Here is a 19,951-nt window from a genome sequence, read left to right on the forward strand (position 1 = left end):
ACCGGAAAGGAAACCGATGCGACTTTATGGGCTAAAGAACTGTGATACGTGCCGCAAAGCATTGAAAACATTTAATGACGTCGAGTTCGTGGATGTCCGCGCGGATGGGGTTCCAGTTGAAGTCCTTGAAAAGGCGTTTGCCGCATTTGGCAGCGCATTGGTCAATACACGGTCAACCACGTGGCGCGGTTTGACCGAGGAAGAGCGCGCAAAACCGGCGCTGGACCTGTTGGCAGAGCACCCGACATTGATGAAGCGTCCCCTAATCGAGCGTAACGGGGAATTTTTCCTCGGCTGGACCACGGACGTACAGTCAACTCTTGGATAAGACTGTTGGCTCACCTATGTGCTGAACACGTCATTTTAGGAGTTTGAATGAGAAACGCTGCGCTTGTCTTGGGAATTATTGCCGGAATGATCGGCATGCTGGTCGGCTTTTTCAGCTGGGGCTACACGGCTGCAGTCGAACATTGGGGCGAGGTCCCTGATCTGTTCGAGCAGGTGAACAACGTAAGCCTTGTCCGGGCAGGGGCGCTTTTCGCACCGATGCTGGCAATCGCCGGTGGCGCCATGGCGCGATCACGTGCTCTTTGGGGCGGTATTCTGATGGTGCTGTCAGCAGGCGGCATGTACGCCGCCTTTGACTTTAACGTCTTTACGATGTTCCCGATCAGTTTTGCGCTTTTGGGCGGTATCCTTGCCATCGCAGCAGGGAAACCCGATGAGGAAAAAGCGCATTTCTGATCCTAGCTCAGGCGCAGCAGGCGATCCAAAGACAGGGGGCCTGCGCCCTTGAGCGCGATAATCGCAAACAGGAACACCCACAATGTGCGCTCGTCAATCAAAGTTTGGGTATTGTCGAACAGCACACCCAGCTTGACGCCGTGTCCGGTTACATCGACCAGAGTTTGCACCATAACAAATCCGATCATGGCCAGAGCGGAAAGTCGTGTGAGCAAACCGACGAGCAGCAACAAGGGCAGCACAAATTCGGCGACGGTTCCCAGAAAAATGACCAGACGTTGCAAGATGTTCATCTGTGACACGTCATAGAGCGCGGCTTCAGCAGCCTTTGGGAAGATCTGGCCAAACGCACCTGCAGAGGGCGTGAAGATGGACCCGTCAATCTTGAGCGTTGCCGAGTTCCAATAGTACATCAACAAGACCGCAACAAATACCAGCCTCGCCAAAGTCGGCACAATCCATTCGGCATTGGCCACTTTTGAAAAGGTTTGGTTGTGTAGTGATATCAGGGACTTCATGGTGCTTCCTTAAAGTGTTGCTGTGGTGAGTGCTTGGGTCGAGAGCAACAATGTCAGGCATGCCCCAAGGTCGAAATTTTCGTCGCTGTTCGCCGCGGTTTCTGCGGCTTCGCCAAGTGTTTTGTGTGACCGAAGTGCCGAGACAAACACCGCACCACCCGGCGGCAGGAGATGAGGTTCGGGGTCAAAGTCGATGCGTGTCACCAGAACATCCTGCGACTCTGCCCGAGGTTTTGGAGCGCCATCAATCATGTTGAAAGCCCAGATGTCATAGATCGGCCAGCTCGAGCTCAGCACCTCGGAAGAGGGGGCAAATTCGAACTTTATGTTTTCGATCTGGTCAGCAGGCATATGGGCCAGCACATCTGCTTCAAGCGGTGAGCTGTCCGCCGCATGATACGACCGACGCATGGCTTGCTCGACCTCGGCGACATCCCCAAGATAGGGCAGGTGCGCCAAGGGTGCGAAGCTGCGCAGGAAGTCCGGAAAGGCAGCCCCGTAGTGCATCATCATCGGATTTTCCGGTGGGCTTTGACGCAAGAATAATCCCGAAATACCTTTTAAATTCTCTTCACCCAATAGTTTTGCAATCACGGGAAAGGCGGTTTCCAAAGCTTCTGACAGCGAAACAGCGACGTTGTTGCGATAGACATCAAAGCGCTTTCCGGCAACCTGACCGCTACCGTCGGTTAAACCGGACGGCGCCGGAAGATCGCTGTTCAGAACTGCGTTGCGAAAGTCGGATTGTGTGACGGTCATGCCGGCACCTGGCTCAGCGCATTCGCGGCGCGTGCGGCCTCGGACTCCAGTTCCGCCCAGTCGGGCACATCATTATCCCACTCGATCAGGATTGCGCGCGGTCCGGACAGGGCAAGCGTATGATCCAGCAAGGCCCAAACCGGATCAACAACAGGTTTTCCATGGCTGTCGATCAACAGGGTCGCACCGTGTTCATCCTCGTCTTCATCATGCCCGCCAAGGTGGATTTCCCCAACTTTATCAAGCGGGTAGGCCGCGATGTAGTCTCGAGGATCGTATCCGAGGTTCGTCGCCGAGACAAAAACGTTGTTCACATCAAGCAACAGCCCGCACCCCGAGCGATTGGCAACCTCACGCAGGAAATCCGGTTCGGACCATGTGCTTTCTTCAAAGGCCAGATAGCTGGACGGGTTTTCCAGCATCATCTGTCGCCCGATTGTGTTCTGCAATTGGTCGATATGATCTGCAACGCGGGTCAATGTGTCTTTGGTATAGGGCAGGGGCAATAGGTCATTCAGAAAGGCGTTTTCATGCGATGACCATGCAAGATGCTCGGAAAATACCGTGGGCTGAAGCCATTCACACAGGTGTTTCAGTCGCCCCAGGTGTTCAGGATCTAGAGGGCCTTCTCCGCCAATGGACAGGCCCACACCATGCACCGAAATCGGAAACTTTTCCGACAGCATCCGCATTTGAGCATGGGGCCGTCCGCCGGCCCCCATATAGTTTTCTGCGTGTACTTCGAACCACTCAACCGATCCCGCATCTTCCATAATATTTTGAAAATGTTGCGGTTTATAGCCGACACCGGGCGCATTCGGTAGTTCAGGAAAGCGGGGATGGGCGTCAAACATGGGATCAGGCTTTCGTGGGTGTAGATCGTCTTAGGAGGGCAGGTCGCGTTCCAGCGGTTTCAAGGAAGGCGTGCGTTCTGACCCGTCTGCAGTTTCGGGCAAATCGATTTCAAGACAGGTGCCTTTGTCGACAAGCGTCCAGGCGTTTCCTTGGTAATCAACGGTTGATGACCCTGCGCATGTGGTACCGGGACCAGCCGCGCAATGGTTTTCCCCAGCCATCGAAACGCCATAGCATTTTTCTTGTTGTGCAGCGTCGGCTTCAGAAGTTTGAGAGGCCACGGCAGCGAGCACAGCGCCCGCGATTGTGAAGGATTTAGCGGTGTTTGGCATGTGAGATCCTCTGATAGAATGGAATGTCTGAATGGCCCGGAATTGATCGGGTTTTCCCATCGTTATCACATCACACAAAGAAGGTGTTTGGCAAATTCCGTCTCGATGGGGATCCACCGAGACGAAACTGGGATCGCTTATGCGGGCAGGTCGCGCTCTTGAGCTTCCAGGGAACCTTTGCGCATCGAGCCGTCTGCCTGTGCGGGCAGTTCGATGTCCATGCATGTGCCTTTGTCTACGAGCGACCATGCGTTGCCTTGATAATCGATGGTCGAGGTACCTGCACATGTTGTGCCCGGGCCGGCGGCGCAGTCATTCTTGCCTGCCATGGATACGCCGTAGCATTTTTCTTTTTCAGCGGCGTTTGCAGCAGTGTGAGTGGTGGCTGTCAGGGCTGCTGCTACTGCGCTGGCTACGGCGAGAGTTTTTACGGTCTTCGACATGGTGTTTCTTCCCTTTGGTCGGTTTTGTTCAGGCTACCCTTTGTGGGTGGCATGGATAAAACTTAAGCCGTTCGGGACATAACGATCCAATCACGGGGGCGTGTATCACGGGCCCGTCAGGCGCCGTGACGTTTTCGTGAAGATTCCAGCACGGGAACCCCTTGTTTGTTTCGAAAATGAAACGGGCGCGCCCGGTTTCCCGTGGCGCGCCCGCTCAATTGTTGCAAAGTTTGTTACGCAAGGTCAGGTGCAAGCGCTTCTTGTGACAAGATGCTCACGATTTCGTCCAAACTCTGGACTTTGCTTTGTTTTTGACCAAGTCGACGGGTCGAAACGGTGCGTTCCTCGATTTCCTTCTTACCAATGGCAAGAATAACGGGAACTTTGCCAACCGAATGTTCGCGGACCTTATAGTTGATCTTTTCATTGCGAATATCGGCTTCGGCGCGCACGCCGTTGGCTTTCAACGTCGAAACGATTTCATGCACATAGTCATCTGCCTCTGAAACGATCGAGGCCACGACAACCTGACGCGGCGCGATCCAGAAGGGCAGCTTGCCTGCGTGCTCTTCAATCAGGATACCAATGAAACGTTCAAAAGACCCCAGCGTGGCACGGTGCAACATCACCGGACGATGCTTTGCCCCATCTTCGGCAATGTATGTGGCGTCGAGACGTTCGGGCAGAACAAAGTCCACCTGAAGCGTGCCACATTGCCAGTCGCGCCCGATGGCATCGGTCAGAACGAATTCCAGCTTCGGACCATAAAAGGCGCCTTCGCCGGGGTTTAGTACAAAGTCACACCCTGCCGCGATGGTTGCCGCCTTGAGGGCGGCTTCGGATTTGTCCCAGACTTCATCAGAACCGGAGCGTTTCTCGGGGCGGTCGGAAAACTTGACCGAGAAGTTTTCAAAGCCGAGGTCTTTGTAGATCTTCGAGAGGAAGTCGATGAACTTTTGAGTCTCTTCTTCGATCTGCGCTTCAGTACAGAAAATATGCGCGTCATCCTGTGTGAAGCCACGCACACGCATAATACCATGCAGCGCGCCCGAGGGCTCATACCGGTTGCACGATCCAAATTCGGCCATGCGCAGGGGCAGGTCGCGATAGGATTTGAGACCTTGATTGTAGACCTGCACGTGACACGGACAGTTCATGGGCTTCAGGGCGTTCACGGCTTTTTCGCGTGCGTGCTCTTCGTCAACTTCGACGATGAACATGTTTTCCTGATATTTGTCCCAGTGCCCCGAGGCTTCCCACAGGCGACGATCCACAACCTGAGGCGTGTTGACCTCGACATAGCCACCTTCTGTCTGACGGCGGCGCATGTAGTCCTGAAGTTGCGTGTAGATGGTCCAGCCGTTTGGATGCCAGAAAATCTGACCGGGTGCTTCTTCCTGCATGTGGAACAGGTTCATTTCCCGTCCCAGCTTGCGGTGGTCGCGTTTTGCGGCCTCTTCCAGCATATGAAGGTGCTTTTTGAGGTCTTCTTTGTTCTTGAAGGCCACACCATAGATACGTTGAAGCATCGCGCGATCACTGTCGCCACGCCAATAGGCACCGGCCACGCTCATCAGTTTGAAACCGTCAGCCGGAATTTGACCGGTGTGTTGCAAGTGCGGACCACGGCACAAATCCTGCCAGTGACCGTGCCAATACATGCGCAGCGGCTCGTCACCGGGGATCGAGTCGATCAGTTCGACCTTATAAGGTTCGTTGTTCGCTTTATAGAATGCGACCGCGCGATCACGATCCCACACTTCGGTGGTGACAGGGTCGCGGCGGTTGATGATCTCTTTCATCTTCTTTTCGATCTCACCGAGATCTTCAGGAGTGAAAGGGTCCTGCCGGTCAAAGTCATAGTACCAGCCGTTGTCGATCACAGGGCCGATGGTCACTTTGACATCAGGCCACAGCTCTTGCACGGCGCGCGCCATGATGTGCGCACAGTCGTGACGGATCAACTCGAGCGCTTCGGCGTCATTGTCCTTGAGTGTGTTGATCGCGATTTGTGAATCACTGTCGATTGGCCACTGCAAATCCCAGTGTTGACGGTCTACGGTCGCTGAGATCGCTTTTTTGCCAAGCGAGTTGGAAATGGATGCGGCGACTTCGGCAGGGGTGACACCTGCAGCGTAAGAACGCGCGTTACCATCAGGAAAAGTAAGAGAAATATCGGCCATTAGCCTCAAGCTCCTCGTCAGTTTGGCGCCCACGGAACGCCCGGTTGCGGGTATTTGGTTCGCGCGGTTTTTGCGCCTTTGAAGGCGACAAGTCAAGCGGCCTTTCCCATGGTGGCATCGGGCGTTAGTGTCGGGTCAAAGACAGATGAGGACACCATGAGCACCACCCAATTCTTTGACAGCCCCCAAGGCCGCCGCATCGCATATCACAAAAGCGGAACAACCCAGCCAACCATCGTGTTTCTGGGTGGGCTGAAGTCTGACATGGAGGGCACCAAGGCCATCCATCTTGAAGAGTGGGCGCAGGCACGTGGTCAGGCCTTTTTGAGGTTCGACTATTCCGGTCACGGCGAAAGTTCGGGCACCTTTGAAGAGGGATGTATCGGGGACTGGCATGAAGACACGCTTGCCGCAGTCGAGGCGCTGACCACGGGGCCATTGATTGTTGTGGGGTCCTCGATGGGGGGCTGGCAGGCCCTGTTGCTGGCGCGTGCTATTCCCGAGCGGATTGCGGGTATGGTCACAATCGCCGCGGCGCCGGATTTCACCGAAGACAGCTATTGGGCATCTTTCACAGAGGCTCAGAAAGAAGCGTTGGACACGGTTGGCCACGTGGAATTGCCCAGCGATTATATGGACCCGTTTGTCATAACCAAGCGCATGATCGAAGACGGGCGCACAAGGCTGGTCTTGCGTGCACCGCTTGTTTTCGATTTCCCGGTACGTTTCCTGCAAGGAACAGAAGACACAGCCGTGTCGACCGAAACGGCCATTCGTTTGCTGAACCACGCCGAGGGGCCGGACATGCGCCTGACCTTGGTCAAAGGCGCGGACCACAGGTTCTCGGATGCCGATTGTCTTAGCCTGATCGAGAAGTCTATCGAAAAAGTCATGGCAAGGCGGTAGGGGCATCCAATGCGAGGATTTGGCAAGTTTCTTGGAAGACTGTTTTTGCTTTTGATCCTCGCGGTTGTGGGGCTTTGGCTTTGGGGGCCTTATGAAAAGGTCTCTGTTGTGCCCACCTTTGACGAAACCTCCGTGGGTGCGGATGTCACCGCCTATTTCGCAGGGCGCGAAGCCCGTTTTGAGGACATAACGCCGGGTGTCGAAAAACGGGTTGTCTGGGCGCAGGGTGAAGGGGAACACACCGAAAAAGTGATTGTTTATTTGCACGGGTTCTCTGCAACTTCAGAGGAAATCAGGCCTGTCCCTGACAATGTGGCCAAAGACCTGAGGGCCAATCTTGTTTTTACCCGCCTGCGCGGGCATGGCCGCGGCGGTGCCGCGATGCTGGAAGGACAGGCACAGGCATGGATGACGGATTTGGCCGAGGCACTGGCCGTCGCGCGTCAGGTTGGGGATGAGATCGTCATTATCGCAACGTCGACCGGTGCGACGGTGGCGGCAGAGGCCGCATTGCAGCCGGACATGATGCGCAATGTTTCGGGCCTGATCCTCGTTTCGCCGAACTTTGCCTTGGCTGATCCTGCCTCTGCTGCCCTGACACTGCCGGCGGCGCGCTTCTGGTTGCCGATGGTGGCGGGCGAAACGCGCAATTGGTCGCCAAGAAGCGAACGGCACGGCGTTTACTGGACAACCTCCTATCCCACGGCTGCCCTGTTGCAGATGGCGGCTTTGGTAAAACATGCGGCCAGTGCGGATTTCAGCCAGGCCACCGTGCCGGCTTTGTTTTGGTATGCCCCCACCGACAAGGTGGTGGATCACACCGCGACAGCACGTATTGCAAAAGAATGGGGTGGTCCGACCACAATTCACAAAGTAGCTGTAGCCAAAGGCGATGATCCGTATCATCACGTTATTGCGGGCGATATTCTTTCGCCATCTGCCACACCGGGCACGATTGACGCATTTACAGGTTGGATCAACGGATTGCGGTAAGAGGTTGGATGTTATGGATCAAAGAGTAAGTCTCATCACATTGGGTGTTGAAGACCTCGAAAGGGCCGCGGTCTTTTACGAATGTTTGGGATGGAAGCGAGTCGACAGCCCGGATGGTGTTGTTGTCTATGACCTGATTGGTCAGGCGTTGGGCCTTTATCCCAAGGCAGCGCTTGCCGAAGAATTGGGGATGACCAAAGACGATATCGGTGGGTTTTCCGGCATCACTCTGGCGCATAACCTGAGTGCCAAAGAAGATGTCGCCCCTTTGCTCGAGCGGGCCGAGAAGGCCGGTGGGCGCATTCTGAAACCGGCCCAAGAGGTGTTCTGGGGCGGGTATCACGGATATTTCGCGGATCTGGACGGCCATGTCTGGGAGATCGCCTATAACCCTTTTGCGCCTCTTTCTGCGGCGGGGGCGTTTTGTTGGAACGGTTACAGCGAATAATGGCCAAGTGACGCACAGGCGCAGTTGACCTCAGGTGCGGCTATGCGAAACTGCGGAAAAACGGGTGGTTATACGAGGCAAGAAAACGATGCGCGAACCTTTGGTTCTGCTACCGGGCATGATGTGCGATGCACGGCTATTTGGTCCTCAGATTGCAGAATTGTCTGCCGAGTTTGCGGTGACGGTTGCTCCGATCACGCAAGGAGAGCGAGTCGAGGAAATTGCCTCGGGGCTTTTGGATCTGCTGCCAAACAAATTTGCTCTGGCAGGTCTGAGCATGGGCGGCATTGTCGCCATGGAACTGATGCGGCGCGCGCCCGATCGGGTGACCCGTATTGCGTTGATGGATACAAACCCCTTGGCGGAAACGCCCCAGTCCGCCGCCACTTATGAGCCGATGATCGTCGGCGCGCGGGCAGGGCGACTGGGTGATATTCTCGAAGGATTCATGAAACCGGAATACCTTGCGCCGTCTGAGATGCGAGGCGAAATTCTGGCTTTGACAAAAGACATGGGACTGTTTCTGGGGCCAGAGGTCTTTGTGCGGCAGGCGCGTGCCCTGCAACGGCGCGGCGACCAACAAGGCACATTGCGCAAATGCAAAGTGCCAGCTCTTGTTCTGTGCGGTGAACATGACGCGCTGACGCCTGTGAAGCGCCATACCTTCATGGCCGAACTTATTCCATACGCCAAACTCCAGATCATTGAAGGTGCGGGGCACCTGCCCACATTGGAGCAGCCCGCCGCCACGACCGCCGCTCTCAGGGAATGGATGACCCAGCCTTATGTGCTGAAGTAAGAGCGCAGAGTAACCTTTGCGGTTTCTTCTAAGAAAGCGCGGTTCCAAATAAACGAGACGACAAAAAGAAAGCGGGGCCCGAAAGGACCCCGCTTTAATCGTTCTAGGCGACGCTGGTTAAGCGGCGTTGTTCTTGTTGGCCGGTTTGCGCGCAGCTTTTGGTGCGTCCGAGTTCGCATCGATAAAGTCGAGAACCAGTGGACGAATGTTGTTCCGCCAGCTTTTGCCCGCGAAGATACCATAGTGACCGGCACCGGGTTCGACGTGGCTTGCCTTTTTGCTGTCTGGAAGGCCCGTGCAAAGTTCCAGCGCAAAAACACATTGGCCGGGGGCCGTGATGTCGTCTTTGTCGCCTTCAACTGTTTTGATCGCAACGGTAGTGATTTTGCTCATGTCGACCTTGCGGCCTGCGACGACAAATTCGTTCTTGGCGATTTCACATTTTTTGAAAATGCGGTCGACTGTCGACAAGTAGAATTCGGCGGGCATGTCCATAACGGCAAGGTATTCGTCATAGAAGCGGTTGTGCGCATCGTGGTCCGAGGCTTCGTCGCGTACAACACGGGCAATCTGGTCCTGGAATGCTTTCGAGTGGCGATCCGCATTCATCGACATAAACGATGCCAGCTGAAGCAGGCCGGGATACACTTTGCGTCCGACGCCGGGGTATTTGAAGCCGACACGCTGGATCATGGTTTCTTCCAGCTGGCCCATGGTGACGCGGTTGCCAAAGTCTGTCACTTCGGTCGCGTTCGCATCCGGGTTGATCGGTCCACCGATCAGCGTGAGAGAGCGCGGCTGTGCCTTGGGATCTTCTTCGGCCAGATATGCAGTCGCAGCCAAAGTCAGCGGGGCGGGCTGACACACGGCAATCACGTGCGTGTCCGGACCCAACTCTTTCATAAAGTCGACAAGGTAGAGAGTGTAATCTTCGATATCGAACTTGCCGTCCGACACGGGAATGTCACGGGCATTGTGCCAATCCGTGATGTAAACTTCACAATTCACGATCAGGCTTTTCACTGTTGAACGCAGCAAAGTTGCGTAGTGGCCTGACATGGGCGCAACAAGAAGGACCTTGCGCTTTTGCTCTTCGCGGCCAGCAACATTGAAGTGGATCAGGTCACCAAAGGGACGCTCGACAACTGTTTCAATGTTCACAAGGTGGTCTTTGCCATCTTCACACGTGAAGGTGCGGATACCCCAATCGGGTTTCACCACCATACGCTGGAAAGTCCGTTCGGTCACTTCTCCCCATGCACGCATCCATTGCAACATTGGATTAGGCGTCATCGCAAAAACGGGATACGATGCCATTGCAAGAGCAGAGGCGCCAAGCCACTGGTTCGTGTTCCGGACGGTGTCCATCAGGTCGTACGTGGCCATGTACCGCATAGGCGTCTCCTTAATTGTCCGGCTAATACCGGTATTACCGTGCCCACGAGGAGAGGGCTTTTAATATGCTGCGTAGCAGCGAGGATAGGGTGGAAAATTGATTATGACAACAAACGACAATGCCGCAGGTGAAAATTTAGAGCGGCTAAACGAGAATTTGGCGCAAGTAGAACGTCTTTCTCAGCGTTTGGTTGAGGTCATGGGGCGGCATAAACCGCTTCGCAAAGACCTTAACGCCCCGAATCAAGAAGTGTTCGCGAACGCTGCGACCGCCTATTGGACCGAGATGATGAACAATCCCGGCAAAGTTCTTGAGCAACAGCTCGATTTCTGGGCAAAGTCGGTGAAACATTTCGTTGATGCACAACATCTTATCGCACAGGGACGTATTGAAGCCCCTGAAGATCCCACTCCTCAGGATCGTCGTTTTAAGAACCCGCTCTGGCAATCCAATCCCTATTTCAACTTTATCAAGCAGCAATACCTTTTGAACTCAAAGGCGATCGCGGACGCCGTTGACGGCCTAGAGGGTCTCGATGATCTCGAAAAACACCGCATCGAATATTTCTCGCAGCAGATCATCGACATGATGTCCCCGACCAACTTTCTGGGCACAAATCCGGATGCGTTGGAAAAGGCGGTCGAAACCGAAGGTCTGTCCCTGATCAAGGGGCTCGAGAACATGATTGCCGATCTGGAATCCAACAATGGCGAACTGATTGTGACGCTGGCGGATGAGAATGCATTCGAGATTGGTCGCAACATTGCGACAACACCGGGCAAGGTGGTGTTCCGCAACCACATGTTCGAATTGCTGCAGTACTCTCCGACAACGGAAACCGTGCACGAGGTTCCACTGATCATTTTCCCGCCGTGGATCAACAAATACTATATTCTGGACCTCAAGGAACAGAACAGCATGATCAAATGGGCGGTCGACCAAGGCTATACCGTCTTTATCGTCAGCTGGATCAATCCGGATCGCTCTTATGCCAACATCGGTATGGAAGAGTATATCAACGATGGCTTTATGGTCGCGTTTGATGAGGTCAAGAAACTGACCAAACAGAAACAGGTGAACGCCGTTGGCTATTGCATCGCGGGCACCACGCTTCACCTGACCCTGTCATTGATGAAAAAACGCAAAGACAAGTCGGTCAAATCCGCGACCTTCTTTACCTGTCTCACGGATTTCGCCGATCAGGGCGAATTCACGCCATTCCTGCAGAATGATTTCATCGATGGCATTGATGACGAGATTAACGAAGAAGGCATTCTGCGGTCGTTTATCATGCAGCGCACGTTCAGCTTCCTGCGTTCGAATGATCTGATTTATGGGCCCGCCATCAAAAGCTATATGATGGGAGAGGCCCCGCCCGCATTTGACCTGCTGTACTGGAATGGGGACGGGTCCGGTCTTCCTGGCAAGATGGCACACCAGTATTTGCGTCGCCTGTGTCAGGACAACCAGTTCGTGAATGAAGGGGTCGAGCTTTGCGGTGAAACCCTGCATATCTCGGATGTGGATGTTCCGGTGATCTCGATCACCTGCGAGACCGATCACATTGCGCGCTGGAAAGACTGCTATCGCGGCTTCCAGCAAACGAAAAGCAAGAACAAAACCTTTGTGGTTTCTGAATCGGGTCATATCGCCGGGATCGTGAATCCGCCCTCAAAGAAGAAGTACGGCCATTACACCAACAGCGATCTGACCGTAGACAGCGACACGTGGATGAAGGAGGCCGACTATAACGAAGGCTCTTGGTGGCCGCTGTGGGATACATGGTTGTCATCTCGGTCGGGTAAGCAGATTGCAGCGCGTGAACCGGGCGATTCGGAACACCCTGTGCTGTGCGATGCGCCCGGAACCTATGTAGCGGTCAAGGCAACACGCTGAATTTACTCATAAATCCAATTTATTCTGCAGCGCAGCAATTTTTTTCTTGAAATGCTGCGCTGCAGAAAGCATATTGTTTCCAGAAGACGAACCGCGGGACGGCCCGCAACAAACGTTAAGGGAACTATGACATGACTAATACACCTGACATGACCGCGATGCTGAAAGACATGATGGGCGCATTCCCCGTCGATACTTCGGCAATGGAAGACGCATTCAAAAACACAGCTGCTTTGAACGAAAAGCTGAGCGGTGTTGCTCTGGAAGCTGCTGAGAAATCTTCGGAAATCTCTTCGAAATGGACAAAAGACACATTGGCTAAACTGGCTGACATGTCGAAAGTTAAAGACGAGCCAGCTGACTACGCAAAAGCAATGACCGATTTCGCTTCGGCTCAAGCTGAAGTTGCTGCTGAAAACATGGCTGCTTTCGCTGAAGTTGCTAAAAAAGTTCAAATGGAAACTGTTGAACTGATGATGGCTGCCGGCAAAGACGTCACCGAAGAGGCGACTGCTGCTGTTAAGAAAGCCACTGACGAAGTGACTTCGGCTGCTAAAAAAGCAACCACCAAGTAAGAACGCGGAACTAACTGGCACCCATCTCCTCCCTAAATGGTGCCAATCGCGTGGGCGGGCCTCTGGCTCGCCCTTTCTTTTTGTTTCCTTTTCTGCTGCACTCGCATAAGCTTTGCTGCAGCGCGATAAAAAACGATTTGGGGAGAAACTCGTGGGTGAAGATAGCAAGCCGCTACTGATCAAGCGTTATGCGAGCCGTCGGCTCTATAACACCGAGACCAGCGACTATGTCACACTTGATGATATCGCAGGTTTTATTCGTGACGGGCGCGAAGTTCAGATTATTGATCTCAAGACCGGAGATGATCTGACCCGCCAGTATCTGCTTCAGATTATTGCAGAGCACGAAAGCCGTGGCGAAAACATGCTTCCGGTGAATGTCCTGAACGATCTGGTGCGTAGTTATACAAATCAGGCGGGCAGCGTCGTACCACAGTTCCTGCAAGCTTCCTTTGAAATGTTCCGTGATGGACAAGAGAAGGTGATGGAAAGCATGGGCGGCGGTATGAAAGTCCCTGGCCTTGAAGCCATGCAAGCGCAACAAGAAGCGTTTCTGAAAGCGATGACCGGCGGAATGGGCCCTTGGGCTGCCGGAACAACCTCACCTCAAGGATCTGATGACACCTCTGAGGAGGGTGAAAACCTTGATGATATCAAGAAGCAACTCGCCGAGCTTCAAAGCAAGCTGAACAAATTGAGCTAAGCTAAAAAGCCCCGGACTGGTTCCGGGGCTTTTTGCATTCAAAGGGCAGGGCGCGTTTTAGGTGCCATAGGCGCGAAGCGGTCCCATGACATCTTCGGCAGCACCGGTCAGAGCCCCCGCAATCACATCCAACTCATCGCGCTTCAATCGCGCAGGCAGCCGCACATCGCAGGCTGACATCAGCATGGCACGGGTGCGTGGCAACTCGGGAAGATCTTCGATAAACTGCCAGTTCCAGAAGGCACGCGCATTGTCGGAGGATTGGCCGAACACCTGAACCTTAATCCCGCGCGCATTGGCTGCGGCCTGAAATGCGAGGATCTGGTCGTTGTCCATCCCTTCCAGATTGAACTGGATGGAATCCGGTGCGCGGTCTTCCGGCCCCAGCTTTTCGGGCACCTGAAGCCATGGTGAGCGGTTGAGAAGACCCGCAACATAGTCGTGGTTTGCCCGGCCATCGCGCACGCGGCGGGGCACTTCGGCCAGCTGAGGTCGAATGATCGCCGCCGACAGGTTGCTGAGACGCAGGTTGTAAAGCGGCAGCTTGTTTTGCCAGCGTTCAAACGCCAGCGCCAAAGCGCCGGTGTTATCACCTTCGGGCGCTTTGTGTTTTTGCCAGTTGTGTTCATAGGCGCCGGACATGATCACGGCGCGCGCCACCAGATCGGCATCATCTGTAATCAGGATGCCGCCTTCGCCCGCATTGACAAGTTTGTAGGACTGGAACGAGAAACATCCCACGCGGCCCACGGTGCCGATCTTTTTGCCATGCCATGTGGTTCCAAGGGAATGTGCGGCATCTTCAATCACGGGGATATTGCGCGCGTCGCATAAGTCCATGATCGCATCCATATCCGAGGTATGCCCGCGCATGTGGCTGATGATAACGGCCTGGACACTGTCGAGTTTGGCAGTGAAATCCGCGATGTCGATCCGGTAGTTTTCGCCGACCTCGCACAATACCGGCACACAATCGGCATGCACCAAAGACGATGGCACGGCGGCAAATGTGAAACCGGGGATCAGGACACGCGCGTCGCGGGGCAGGCCCAAGGCCTTGAGCGACAGGAACAGCGCAGCGGAACAGGATGAAACCGCCAGTGCGTATTTGGTACCCATCATCGCCGCGAATTCGGATTCAAGCAAGGAAACCGGCGCATCCTCTGGGGCAGTATATCGGAACAGATCACCTGATTGCAGAAGGCGCTCAACCTCGGCGCGGGCGCTTTCAGGGATTGGTTCAGCGTCATACACATTCGGAGGCAAGGTCATAGTTTTCACTTTTCTTAATTCCAACTGTGGAAAATATAAAACAAGGGAATGTGCATTTCCACCCCAAAGCGACCGGAAGAGGTGAAACTTCCATGACAAACAGGCCCGCGCACATTCGTGGCGGGCCTGTTGTTTATTTGAGTGTATTTGAAACCTAGACGCCGAGGCGGTCGCGCAGGGCGTACCACGTCATCGCCATCACAAGCAAAGGCGTGCGAAGCGCCCCGCCACCGGGAAAGGCCGGTGTTGGCAGGCGCGCAATCGTGTCGAACCCTTCGCTTTGTCCGGCGATGGCCATCGCAACAAGTTGGCCCGCGTGCGTGGCCGTGCCAACACCGTGCCCGGAATAGCCAGACGCGCTGATGATGTTGGGCGCAAGGCGGGCAAAGTACGGCATGCGTTTCATTGTAATGCCAAGGGTGCCCCCCCACGCATAGTCGATCTCGACATCCGCCAGTTGCGGATAGATCTCGGTCATGGGTTTGCGCACCAGCGCGGCAATGTCGTCGGGAAACTTGTAGCCATAGCTTTCTCCACCGCCAAACAAGAGGCGCTTGTCATGGCTCAGCCGGAAATAGTTGATGACGAATTTGCTGTCCGCGATGGCCACATCACGGCGCAAAACGCCATCAAGTTCCGTATCTGACAAGGGACGCGTCGCCGCGATATAGTTGTTGATCGGCATGACACGTGCCGCAACCTTGCGATCCAGACCGCCAAGGTATCCGTTACAGGCCAGCACGACATGGTCCGCTTCGATGCGGCCTTTGTCGGTCTGCACGGTGTTGCGCAGACCTTTCTGGATGTTGTGCACATGGGTGTTTTCAAAAATGCGCACGCCCGCAGCAACCGCCGCTCGGGCCAGGCCCAGAGCATACGCCAGCGGATGCAAATGTCCCGCGCTCATATCCAGAGATCCCCCGACATACTTGGGAGAGGGGCAAATCGCCTGCAGCTGATCGTGATCAAGTGGTTCGATCTGATCATAGCCGTATTCTGATTGCAGGTGCGCGACATAGTCGTGTTCGGCGCGGACTTCGCGCTCGTTGAAACAGGCATGTGCAATGCCCGGTTTCAGGTGGCAATTGATATTATGCTTTTCAATCAGACCTTTGGTGACCTGTTTGGCTTCTTCCGCCAAGAGCCAGAGCTTGTGCGCATCTTCACGCCCGACAAGCGCCTCGAGACCGTCCTGTTCCATCCGTTGACCGGACCCCAGTTGACCGCCGTTTCGCCCGGAGGCCCCGAACCCGACGCGGTGTGCCTCGACCAGAATGACGTTATAGCCACGTTCGGCCAGATGCAGCGCGCTCGACAATCCGGTATAGCCGGCGCCGATGACACAGACGTCTGCCTGTTCGCTGCCGCGCAGTTCCGGAAATGGGTCGAGGTGTTCCGCCGTTGCGGCATACCAGCTTTCGGGATAGTGACCCTGCCGGTCATTTGCATAGAGTAAGTCCATGGTGATCCCCCATGTCAGTCACTTGCGAAATTCCCCATCACAGGCCCCGGACCTGTACCGGCAAGGGCCTGTGGCGGGTATTCGGGTTAAACGTTCAGCAGCAAATGCTCGCGTTCCCAAGGGCTGATCACGCCAAGGAATTCTTCGTATTCCGTGCGTTTCACGATGGAATACACGCGCGCGAACTCTGGTCCCAGAACCTCGTGAAGCGCTTCGCTTTCGTCGAACAGATCCAAGGCACCGCCCAGAATGCGCGGGATGTCCTCTTCGCCTTCGTAGGCATCGCCTTTGAACTGTGCGTCGGGGCGTTCTTTTTCCAACAACCCGAGGTATCCACAGGCCAGTGAAGCCGCGATGCCAAGGTAGGGGTTACAATCCATACCCGCGAGGCGGTTTTCAACACGGCGTGCCTTGGGCGAAGAAATGGGAATGCGGATGCCTGTGGTGCGGTTGTCGCGCGCCCATTCAAGGTTAATCGGCGCCGCGTGGTCGCGCACATATCGGCGATAGCTGTTCACATACGGGGCCAGAACCGCGATGGCCGAGGGCAGGTGGTTCTGCAGGCCCGCGATAAAGTGGTAAAATGCGTCGGTATCTCCGCCCTGTGGTCCCGAGAAGATATTCTCACCGGTTTCGATATCCAGAATCGAATGGTGAATATGCATCGCACTTCCGGGCTCATCGCCAATTGGTTTGGCCATGAAGGTCGCATAGCAATTGTGACGCAGGGCTGCCTCGCGGATGAGGCGCTTGAAATAGAACACCTGATCGGCAAGTTCGACCGGATCACCGTGCAGCAGGTTGATTTCCAACTGGCCGGCGCCGCCCTCTTGGGTGATGCCGTCGATTTCAAACCCTTGTGCTTCGGCAAAATCATAGATGTCGTCGATCACGGGGCCAAATTCGTCAACCGCTGTCATCGAATACGCCTGACGCGCGGCGGCGGGGCGGCCGGACCGACCCATCATCGGTTCGATTGCCTTGGCCGGATCGATGTTGCGCGCAACGAGATAGAATTCCATTTCCGGCGCGACGACAGGTTCCCAACCTTTGGCACGATACAGGTCAACCACCCGTTTCAGCACGTTTCGCGGGCTGTAAGGAATGGGGTCGCCGTTTGTATCATAGGCATCATGGATCACTTGCAGCGTCCAGTCGCCGGTCCATGGCGCAGCTGTTGTTGTGCTCCAGTCCGGTTTGAGAACCATATCCTTTTCAATAAAGCCGCCATCCCCGGCTGCTTCGCCCCAGCCGCCAGTAATCGTTTGATAGAAGATAGAGTCTGGCAGGTGGAAAAAGCTTTGGCGTGCGAATTTTTTCGCAGGAACGGCCTTGCCACGGGCAATGCCAGGCAGGTCGCTGATGATGCATTCGACTTCGTCCAGACGTCGGCCTTCGATATAGTCTTTTGCCGAATCCGGCGTTCCTTCAAGCCATTCAGCTTGGATCTTTGGCGTGTCCATTACGAGCGCTCCCTGCGGAAGAAATCCGCCATTTGGTCGGCAAAAGTTTCGTTGTCGACATCTTCCAGAAGGTGTTCGGTCGCTGTCTGCAACAAATCGTCGGGCACTACACCCTTGCCGCGGGTATTGATCAGACCGTCAATCATGGGGGCGTCAAATTCCGGATGGGGCTGAATTGTCAGAACCCGATCACCGTACAACAGCACGGCATTTTCGCAGAAATCGTTTGATGCCAGAACAATGGTGCCTTCGGGGCGTTCGACAACCTGATCCTGATGCCAGGCGTTAAACGCCATTTCAACACCGCCAAAGTCGTATGTCTGACGGCCAACAGCCCAGCCACCTTTGTACTTTTCGACTTTGCCACCCAAAGCCTGCGCAATGATCTGGTGGCCAAAGCACACCCCAATCAGCGGACGGCCGGATTCAACGATCGCGCGGATCAGGTCTTCCAGCGGGGGAATCCAGTCGTGGTCTTCATAAGCGCCGTGTTTGGACCCCGTTATGAGCCAGCCATCCGCATCCACTGCGCTGGCGGGAAACTCGTTGTCGACCACGTTGTGGACCTCATATTCGAAACCCTGTTCGTGCAAGAGGTCTTGGAACATGTCCGCATAATCCCCGAGGAGCGGCTTCAGCTCGTCAGGGGCATGTCCGGTTTGTAGAATACCGATTTTCATGTATCACCGATTTTTTGATCAAATTTAGCGTAGCGCAGGAAATCCTGTCCGGCAAGAGGGGGACAAAGTCTCTGCAATTCAGGGCGGCCTTCCGCGCGTGGCTGTATCAGCCGGTCGTCGCGCGAAAGGGCTTACACTCTTTCGAGGTATAGCTTCCAGTGATCTTTTGAAGGCATCTCGGCCAGTTTTTTGAGTTCCTGCCGTTTGGTCATAACCAGATTGTCGATCAGCATCTTGGGCAGGCAGCGGGCAATAAACGGGTCAGACTCAAACCGGCTGATTGCGGTTTCCCAGTCGGGCGCCAGCTGTGGCAGATCGTGTTCGTAAGCATTGCCCGAGATCGGATCTGGTGGCGTCAGGCCTTCATCGACGCCTTCGATGGCTGCTCCCAAAACGCACGCCAACATCAGGTAGGGGTTGATATCGCCACCGGCGACGCGGTGTTCGATCCGGCGTGCCACATGAGGCCCGCCGGGAATACGAATGGCGGCGGTGCGGTTTTCATAAGCCCAGCAGGCCCCTGTTGGTGCATGTGCGCCGGGTACAAGCCGGGCATAGCTTGGGCCGTGCGGTGCAAAAATCAATGTCGATGCGGGCATCGCCTGAACACACCCTGCAACAGCCTGCATCAATGTGTCGGTCCCTTCGGGGCCACCATTGTCAAAGACATTCTTGCCATCCTGATCCAGAACGGAAAAATGCACATGCATGCCGTTTCCAGCGTCATCGGAATAGGGCTTGGCCATAAACGTCGCGGCCATGCCATGCCGTCTGGCGATCCCGCGCACGAGCATTTTAAAGAGCACAGCATCATCTGCGGCCCGCAAGGCGGCCTGATGCGTGAGGGTCACTTCGAATTGCCCCAGACCTGCTTCGTTGATGATGGTCTGCGCTGGCAAACCCATTGCAACGCATCCGTTGTAGAGTTCCGTAAAAAAGTCATCAAACGCGTCGAGTTCATCAATCGACAGAATATCAGGACCAAACAGACGTCGCTGTGATCGTGGATCGTGCGGAGGGCGCAGTTTCTTGCCGGTGTCATCCACCAGCGAAAATTCCATCTCGGTTGCCGCCATGACAGACCACCCACGCGTCGTGTACCGCTCGAGTACACTCGTCAGCGCCTGACGCGGGTCACCCAGAAACGGCGTGCCATCCTCGTTACACATGGTCATCGGGACAAGCGCCGAAGGCGTGTCGAGCCAAGGCATCGGGACGGGGCCACGGTCTGTTGGGAACAGAATACCGTCAGCGTCACCCGTTTCAAACACCAGTGGAGAATTCTCGATATCCGCGCCCCAGATATCCAGATTGAGCGCAGATAGGGGCATCCGAACGGCGCCTTTGTCCAGCTTGGCAGCATAAGCCGCCGGAACACGTTTGCCACGCATTTGGCCGTTCAGGTCGGTAGCGGCGACACGAAGGGTGGAAAATTGCGACAAGTTCATCGGTGGCTCCATTGCTTTGAAGATGTTGTAGCGCAAGGCACGGGCCGCTGTCATCATAATTTGATCAAAAAATCTC

General features: G+C 55.1%; 21 protein-coding genes. 9 read left to right on the forward strand and 12 right to left on the reverse strand.

The window, feature by feature from the left end:
* The first annotated feature begins 16 nt into the window (after nt 1-16).
* Both PH7735_RS12070 and PH7735_RS12075 read left to right on the forward strand, forming a co-directional pair.
* On the forward strand, nt 17-328 hold the full coding sequence (locus PH7735_RS12070) for an ArsC/Spx/MgsR family protein (protein WP_058311620.1): 312 nt from the start codon (nt 17-19) through the stop codon (nt 326-328).
* 47 nt (nt 329-375) lie between these two features.
* The gene (locus PH7735_RS12075; RefSeq protein WP_058311621.1) at nt 376-744 is read left to right on the forward strand and encodes a hypothetical protein; all 369 of its coding nucleotides are present in this window, start codon (nt 376-378) and stop codon (nt 742-744) included.
* Between the two features lie 2 nt (nt 745-746).
* Here PH7735_RS12075 and PH7735_RS12080 read toward each other — a convergent pair whose 3' ends face one another.
* The 6 genes from PH7735_RS12080 to thrS form a co-directional block, all read right to left on the reverse strand.
* Complete coding sequence (locus PH7735_RS12080; protein WP_058311622.1) at nt 747-1,262, reverse strand: DoxX family membrane protein; 516 nt, start codon at nt 1,260-1,262, stop codon at nt 747-749.
* A gap of 9 nt (nt 1,263-1,271) precedes the next feature.
* On the reverse strand, nt 1,272-2,021 hold the full coding sequence (locus PH7735_RS12085; protein WP_058311623.1) for an HvfC/BufC N-terminal domain-containing protein: 750 nt from the start codon (nt 2,019-2,021) through the stop codon (nt 1,272-1,274).
* Nucleotides 2,018-2,875, reverse strand: a complete 858-nt coding sequence (gene bufB / locus PH7735_RS12090) for an MNIO family bufferin maturase (protein ID WP_058311624.1) — start codon at nt 2,873-2,875, stop codon at nt 2,018-2,020. Before bufB ends, PH7735_RS12085 begins: the two co-directional genes overlap by 4 nt.
* A 30-nt stretch (nt 2,876-2,905) precedes the next feature.
* Complete coding sequence (locus PH7735_RS12095; protein WP_058311625.1) at nt 2,906-3,208, reverse strand: BufA1 family periplasmic bufferin-type metallophore; 303 nt, start codon at nt 3,206-3,208, stop codon at nt 2,906-2,908.
* Nucleotides 3,209-3,345: 137 nt separating this feature from the next.
* Nucleotides 3,346-3,651: a BufA1 family periplasmic bufferin-type metallophore gene (locus PH7735_RS12100; RefSeq protein ID WP_058311626.1), complete on the reverse strand. Its 306-nt coding sequence runs from the start codon at nt 3,649-3,651 to the stop codon at nt 3,346-3,348.
* Nucleotides 3,652-3,884: 233 nt separating this feature from the next.
* A complete protein-coding gene (thrS, locus tag PH7735_RS12105; RefSeq protein WP_058311627.1) occupies nt 3,885-5,834 on the reverse strand; it encodes a threonine--tRNA ligase in 1,950 nt (649 codons plus the stop codon).
* A 156-nt stretch (nt 5,835-5,990) separates the two neighbouring features.
* Here thrS and PH7735_RS12110 point away from each other — a divergent pair, with 156 nt between their 5' ends.
* From PH7735_RS12110 to PH7735_RS12125, 4 genes are all read left to right on the forward strand, one after another.
* Nucleotides 5,991-6,740: an alpha/beta fold hydrolase gene (locus PH7735_RS12110; RefSeq protein WP_058311857.1), complete on the forward strand. Its 750-nt coding sequence runs from the start codon at nt 5,991-5,993 to the stop codon at nt 6,738-6,740.
* Between the two features lie 9 nt (nt 6,741-6,749).
* Nucleotides 6,750-7,733: an alpha/beta hydrolase gene (locus PH7735_RS12115; RefSeq protein ID WP_058311628.1), complete on the forward strand. Its 984-nt coding sequence runs from the start codon at nt 6,750-6,752 to the stop codon at nt 7,731-7,733.
* A 13-nt stretch (nt 7,734-7,746) separates the two neighbouring features.
* Nucleotides 7,747-8,181: a VOC family protein gene (locus PH7735_RS12120; RefSeq protein ID WP_058311629.1), complete on the forward strand. Its 435-nt coding sequence runs from the start codon at nt 7,747-7,749 to the stop codon at nt 8,179-8,181.
* 88 nt (nt 8,182-8,269) lie between these two features.
* A complete protein-coding gene (locus PH7735_RS12125) occupies nt 8,270-8,980 on the forward strand; it encodes an alpha/beta fold hydrolase (protein WP_058311630.1) in 711 nt (236 codons plus the stop codon).
* Between the two features lie 117 nt (nt 8,981-9,097).
* Here the strand turns inward: PH7735_RS12125 and phaZ are convergent, their stop codons facing one another.
* Complete coding sequence (gene phaZ, locus PH7735_RS12130) at nt 9,098-10,375, reverse strand: polyhydroxyalkanoate depolymerase (RefSeq protein WP_058311631.1); 1,278 nt, start codon at nt 10,373-10,375, stop codon at nt 9,098-9,100.
* A 103-nt stretch (nt 10,376-10,478) separates the two neighbouring features.
* Here phaZ and phaC point away from each other — a divergent pair, with 103 nt between their 5' ends.
* The 3 genes from phaC (at nt 10,479) to phaR (ending at nt 13,550) form a co-directional block, all read left to right on the forward strand.
* Entirely contained in the window at nt 10,479-12,272 is a 1,794-nt protein-coding gene (gene phaC, locus PH7735_RS12135) for a class I poly(R)-hydroxyalkanoic acid synthase (protein WP_058311632.1), read from the forward strand.
* Between the two features lie 131 nt (nt 12,273-12,403).
* A complete protein-coding gene (locus PH7735_RS12140) occupies nt 12,404-12,847 on the forward strand; it encodes a phasin family protein (protein WP_058311633.1) in 444 nt (147 codons plus the stop codon).
* 151 nt (nt 12,848-12,998) lie between these two features.
* On the forward strand, nt 12,999-13,550 hold the full coding sequence (phaR, locus tag PH7735_RS12145; RefSeq protein WP_058311634.1) for a polyhydroxyalkanoate synthesis repressor PhaR: 552 nt from the start codon (nt 12,999-13,001) through the stop codon (nt 13,548-13,550).
* A 57-nt stretch (nt 13,551-13,607) separates the two neighbouring features.
* Here phaR and PH7735_RS12150 read toward each other — a convergent pair whose 3' ends face one another.
* The 5 genes from PH7735_RS12150 to PH7735_RS12170 all read right to left on the reverse strand — a co-directional run bounded on the left by PH7735_RS12150 (nt 13,608) and on the right by PH7735_RS12170 (nt 19,875).
* Complete coding sequence (locus tag PH7735_RS12150; protein WP_058311635.1) at nt 13,608-14,822, reverse strand: DegT/DnrJ/EryC1/StrS family aminotransferase; 1,215 nt, start codon at nt 14,820-14,822, stop codon at nt 13,608-13,610.
* Between the two features lie 154 nt (nt 14,823-14,976).
* Nucleotides 14,977-16,284, reverse strand: coding sequence for an NAD(P)/FAD-dependent oxidoreductase (locus tag PH7735_RS12155; RefSeq protein WP_058311636.1), 1,308 nt, complete (start codon nt 16,282-16,284; stop codon nt 14,977-14,979).
* Between the two features lie 86 nt (nt 16,285-16,370).
* Entirely contained in the window at nt 16,371-17,747 is a 1,377-nt protein-coding gene (locus tag PH7735_RS12160) for a glutamine synthetase family protein (RefSeq protein WP_058311637.1), read from the reverse strand.
* Complete coding sequence (locus PH7735_RS12165) at nt 17,747-18,427, reverse strand: type 1 glutamine amidotransferase (RefSeq protein ID WP_058311638.1); 681 nt, start codon at nt 18,425-18,427, stop codon at nt 17,747-17,749. The genes PH7735_RS12160 and PH7735_RS12165 overlap by 1 nt, the downstream gene beginning before the upstream one ends.
* 131 nt (nt 18,428-18,558) lie before the next feature.
* Nucleotides 18,559-19,875: a glutamine synthetase family protein gene (locus PH7735_RS12170; RefSeq protein ID WP_058311858.1), complete on the reverse strand. Its 1,317-nt coding sequence runs from the start codon at nt 19,873-19,875 to the stop codon at nt 18,559-18,561.
* Nucleotides 19,876-19,951 lie beyond the last annotated feature (76 nt).

The organism is Shimia thalassica, from assembly GCF_001458215.1.
GTDB classification, from domain to species: domain Bacteria; phylum Pseudomonadota; class Alphaproteobacteria; order Rhodobacterales; family Rhodobacteraceae; genus Shimia; species Shimia thalassica.

Coding starts and splice junctions, on each gene's coding strand:
- PH7735_RS12070 (WP_058311620.1), top strand. CDS start 17: ATGCGACTTTATGGGCTAAAGAACTGTGATACGTGCCGCAAAGCATTG.
- PH7735_RS12170 (WP_058311858.1), bottom strand. CDS start 19,875: ATGAACTTGTCGCAATTTTCCACCCTTCGTGTCGCCGCTACCGACCTG.
- bufB (WP_058311624.1), bottom strand. CDS start 2,875: ATGTTTGACGCCCATCCCCGCTTTCCTGAACTACCGAATGCGCCCGGT.
- phaZ (WP_058311631.1), bottom strand. CDS start 10,375: ATGCGGTACATGGCCACGTACGACCTGATGGACACCGTCCGGAACACG.
- PH7735_RS12085 (WP_058311623.1), bottom strand. CDS start 2,021: ATGACCGTCACACAATCCGACTTTCGCAACGCAGTTCTGAACAGCGAT.
- PH7735_RS12140 (WP_058311633.1), top strand. CDS start 12,404: ATGACTAATACACCTGACATGACCGCGATGCTGAAAGACATGATGGGC.
- PH7735_RS12080 (WP_058311622.1), bottom strand. CDS start 1,262: ATGAAGTCCCTGATATCACTACACAACCAAACCTTTTCAAAAGTGGCC.
- PH7735_RS12120 (WP_058311629.1), top strand. CDS start 7,747: ATGGATCAAAGAGTAAGTCTCATCACATTGGGTGTTGAAGACCTCGAA.
- thrS (WP_058311627.1), bottom strand. CDS start 5,834: ATGGCCGATATTTCTCTTACTTTTCCTGATGGTAACGCGCGTTCTTAC.
- PH7735_RS12095 (WP_058311625.1), bottom strand. CDS start 3,208: ATGCCAAACACCGCTAAATCCTTCACAATCGCGGGCGCTGTGCTCGCT.
- PH7735_RS12125 (WP_058311630.1), top strand. CDS start 8,270: ATGCGCGAACCTTTGGTTCTGCTACCGGGCATGATGTGCGATGCACGG.
- PH7735_RS12150 (WP_058311635.1), bottom strand. CDS start 14,822: ATGACCTTGCCTCCGAATGTGTATGACGCTGAACCAATCCCTGAAAGC.
- PH7735_RS12115 (WP_058311628.1), top strand. CDS start 6,750: ATGCGAGGATTTGGCAAGTTTCTTGGAAGACTGTTTTTGCTTTTGATC.
- PH7735_RS12155 (WP_058311636.1), bottom strand. CDS start 16,284: ATGGACTTACTCTATGCAAATGACCGGCAGGGTCACTATCCCGAAAGC.
- PH7735_RS12160 (WP_058311637.1), bottom strand. CDS start 17,747: ATGGACACGCCAAAGATCCAAGCTGAATGGCTTGAAGGAACGCCGGAT.
- PH7735_RS12110 (WP_058311857.1), top strand. CDS start 5,991: ATGAGCACCACCCAATTCTTTGACAGCCCCCAAGGCCGCCGCATCGCA.
- PH7735_RS12100 (WP_058311626.1), bottom strand. CDS start 3,651: ATGTCGAAGACCGTAAAAACTCTCGCCGTAGCCAGCGCAGTAGCAGCA.
- phaC (WP_058311632.1), top strand. CDS start 10,479: ATGACAACAAACGACAATGCCGCAGGTGAAAATTTAGAGCGGCTAAAC.
- PH7735_RS12165 (WP_058311638.1), bottom strand. CDS start 18,427: ATGAAAATCGGTATTCTACAAACCGGACATGCCCCTGACGAGCTGAAG.
- PH7735_RS12075 (WP_058311621.1), top strand. CDS start 376: ATGAGAAACGCTGCGCTTGTCTTGGGAATTATTGCCGGAATGATCGGC.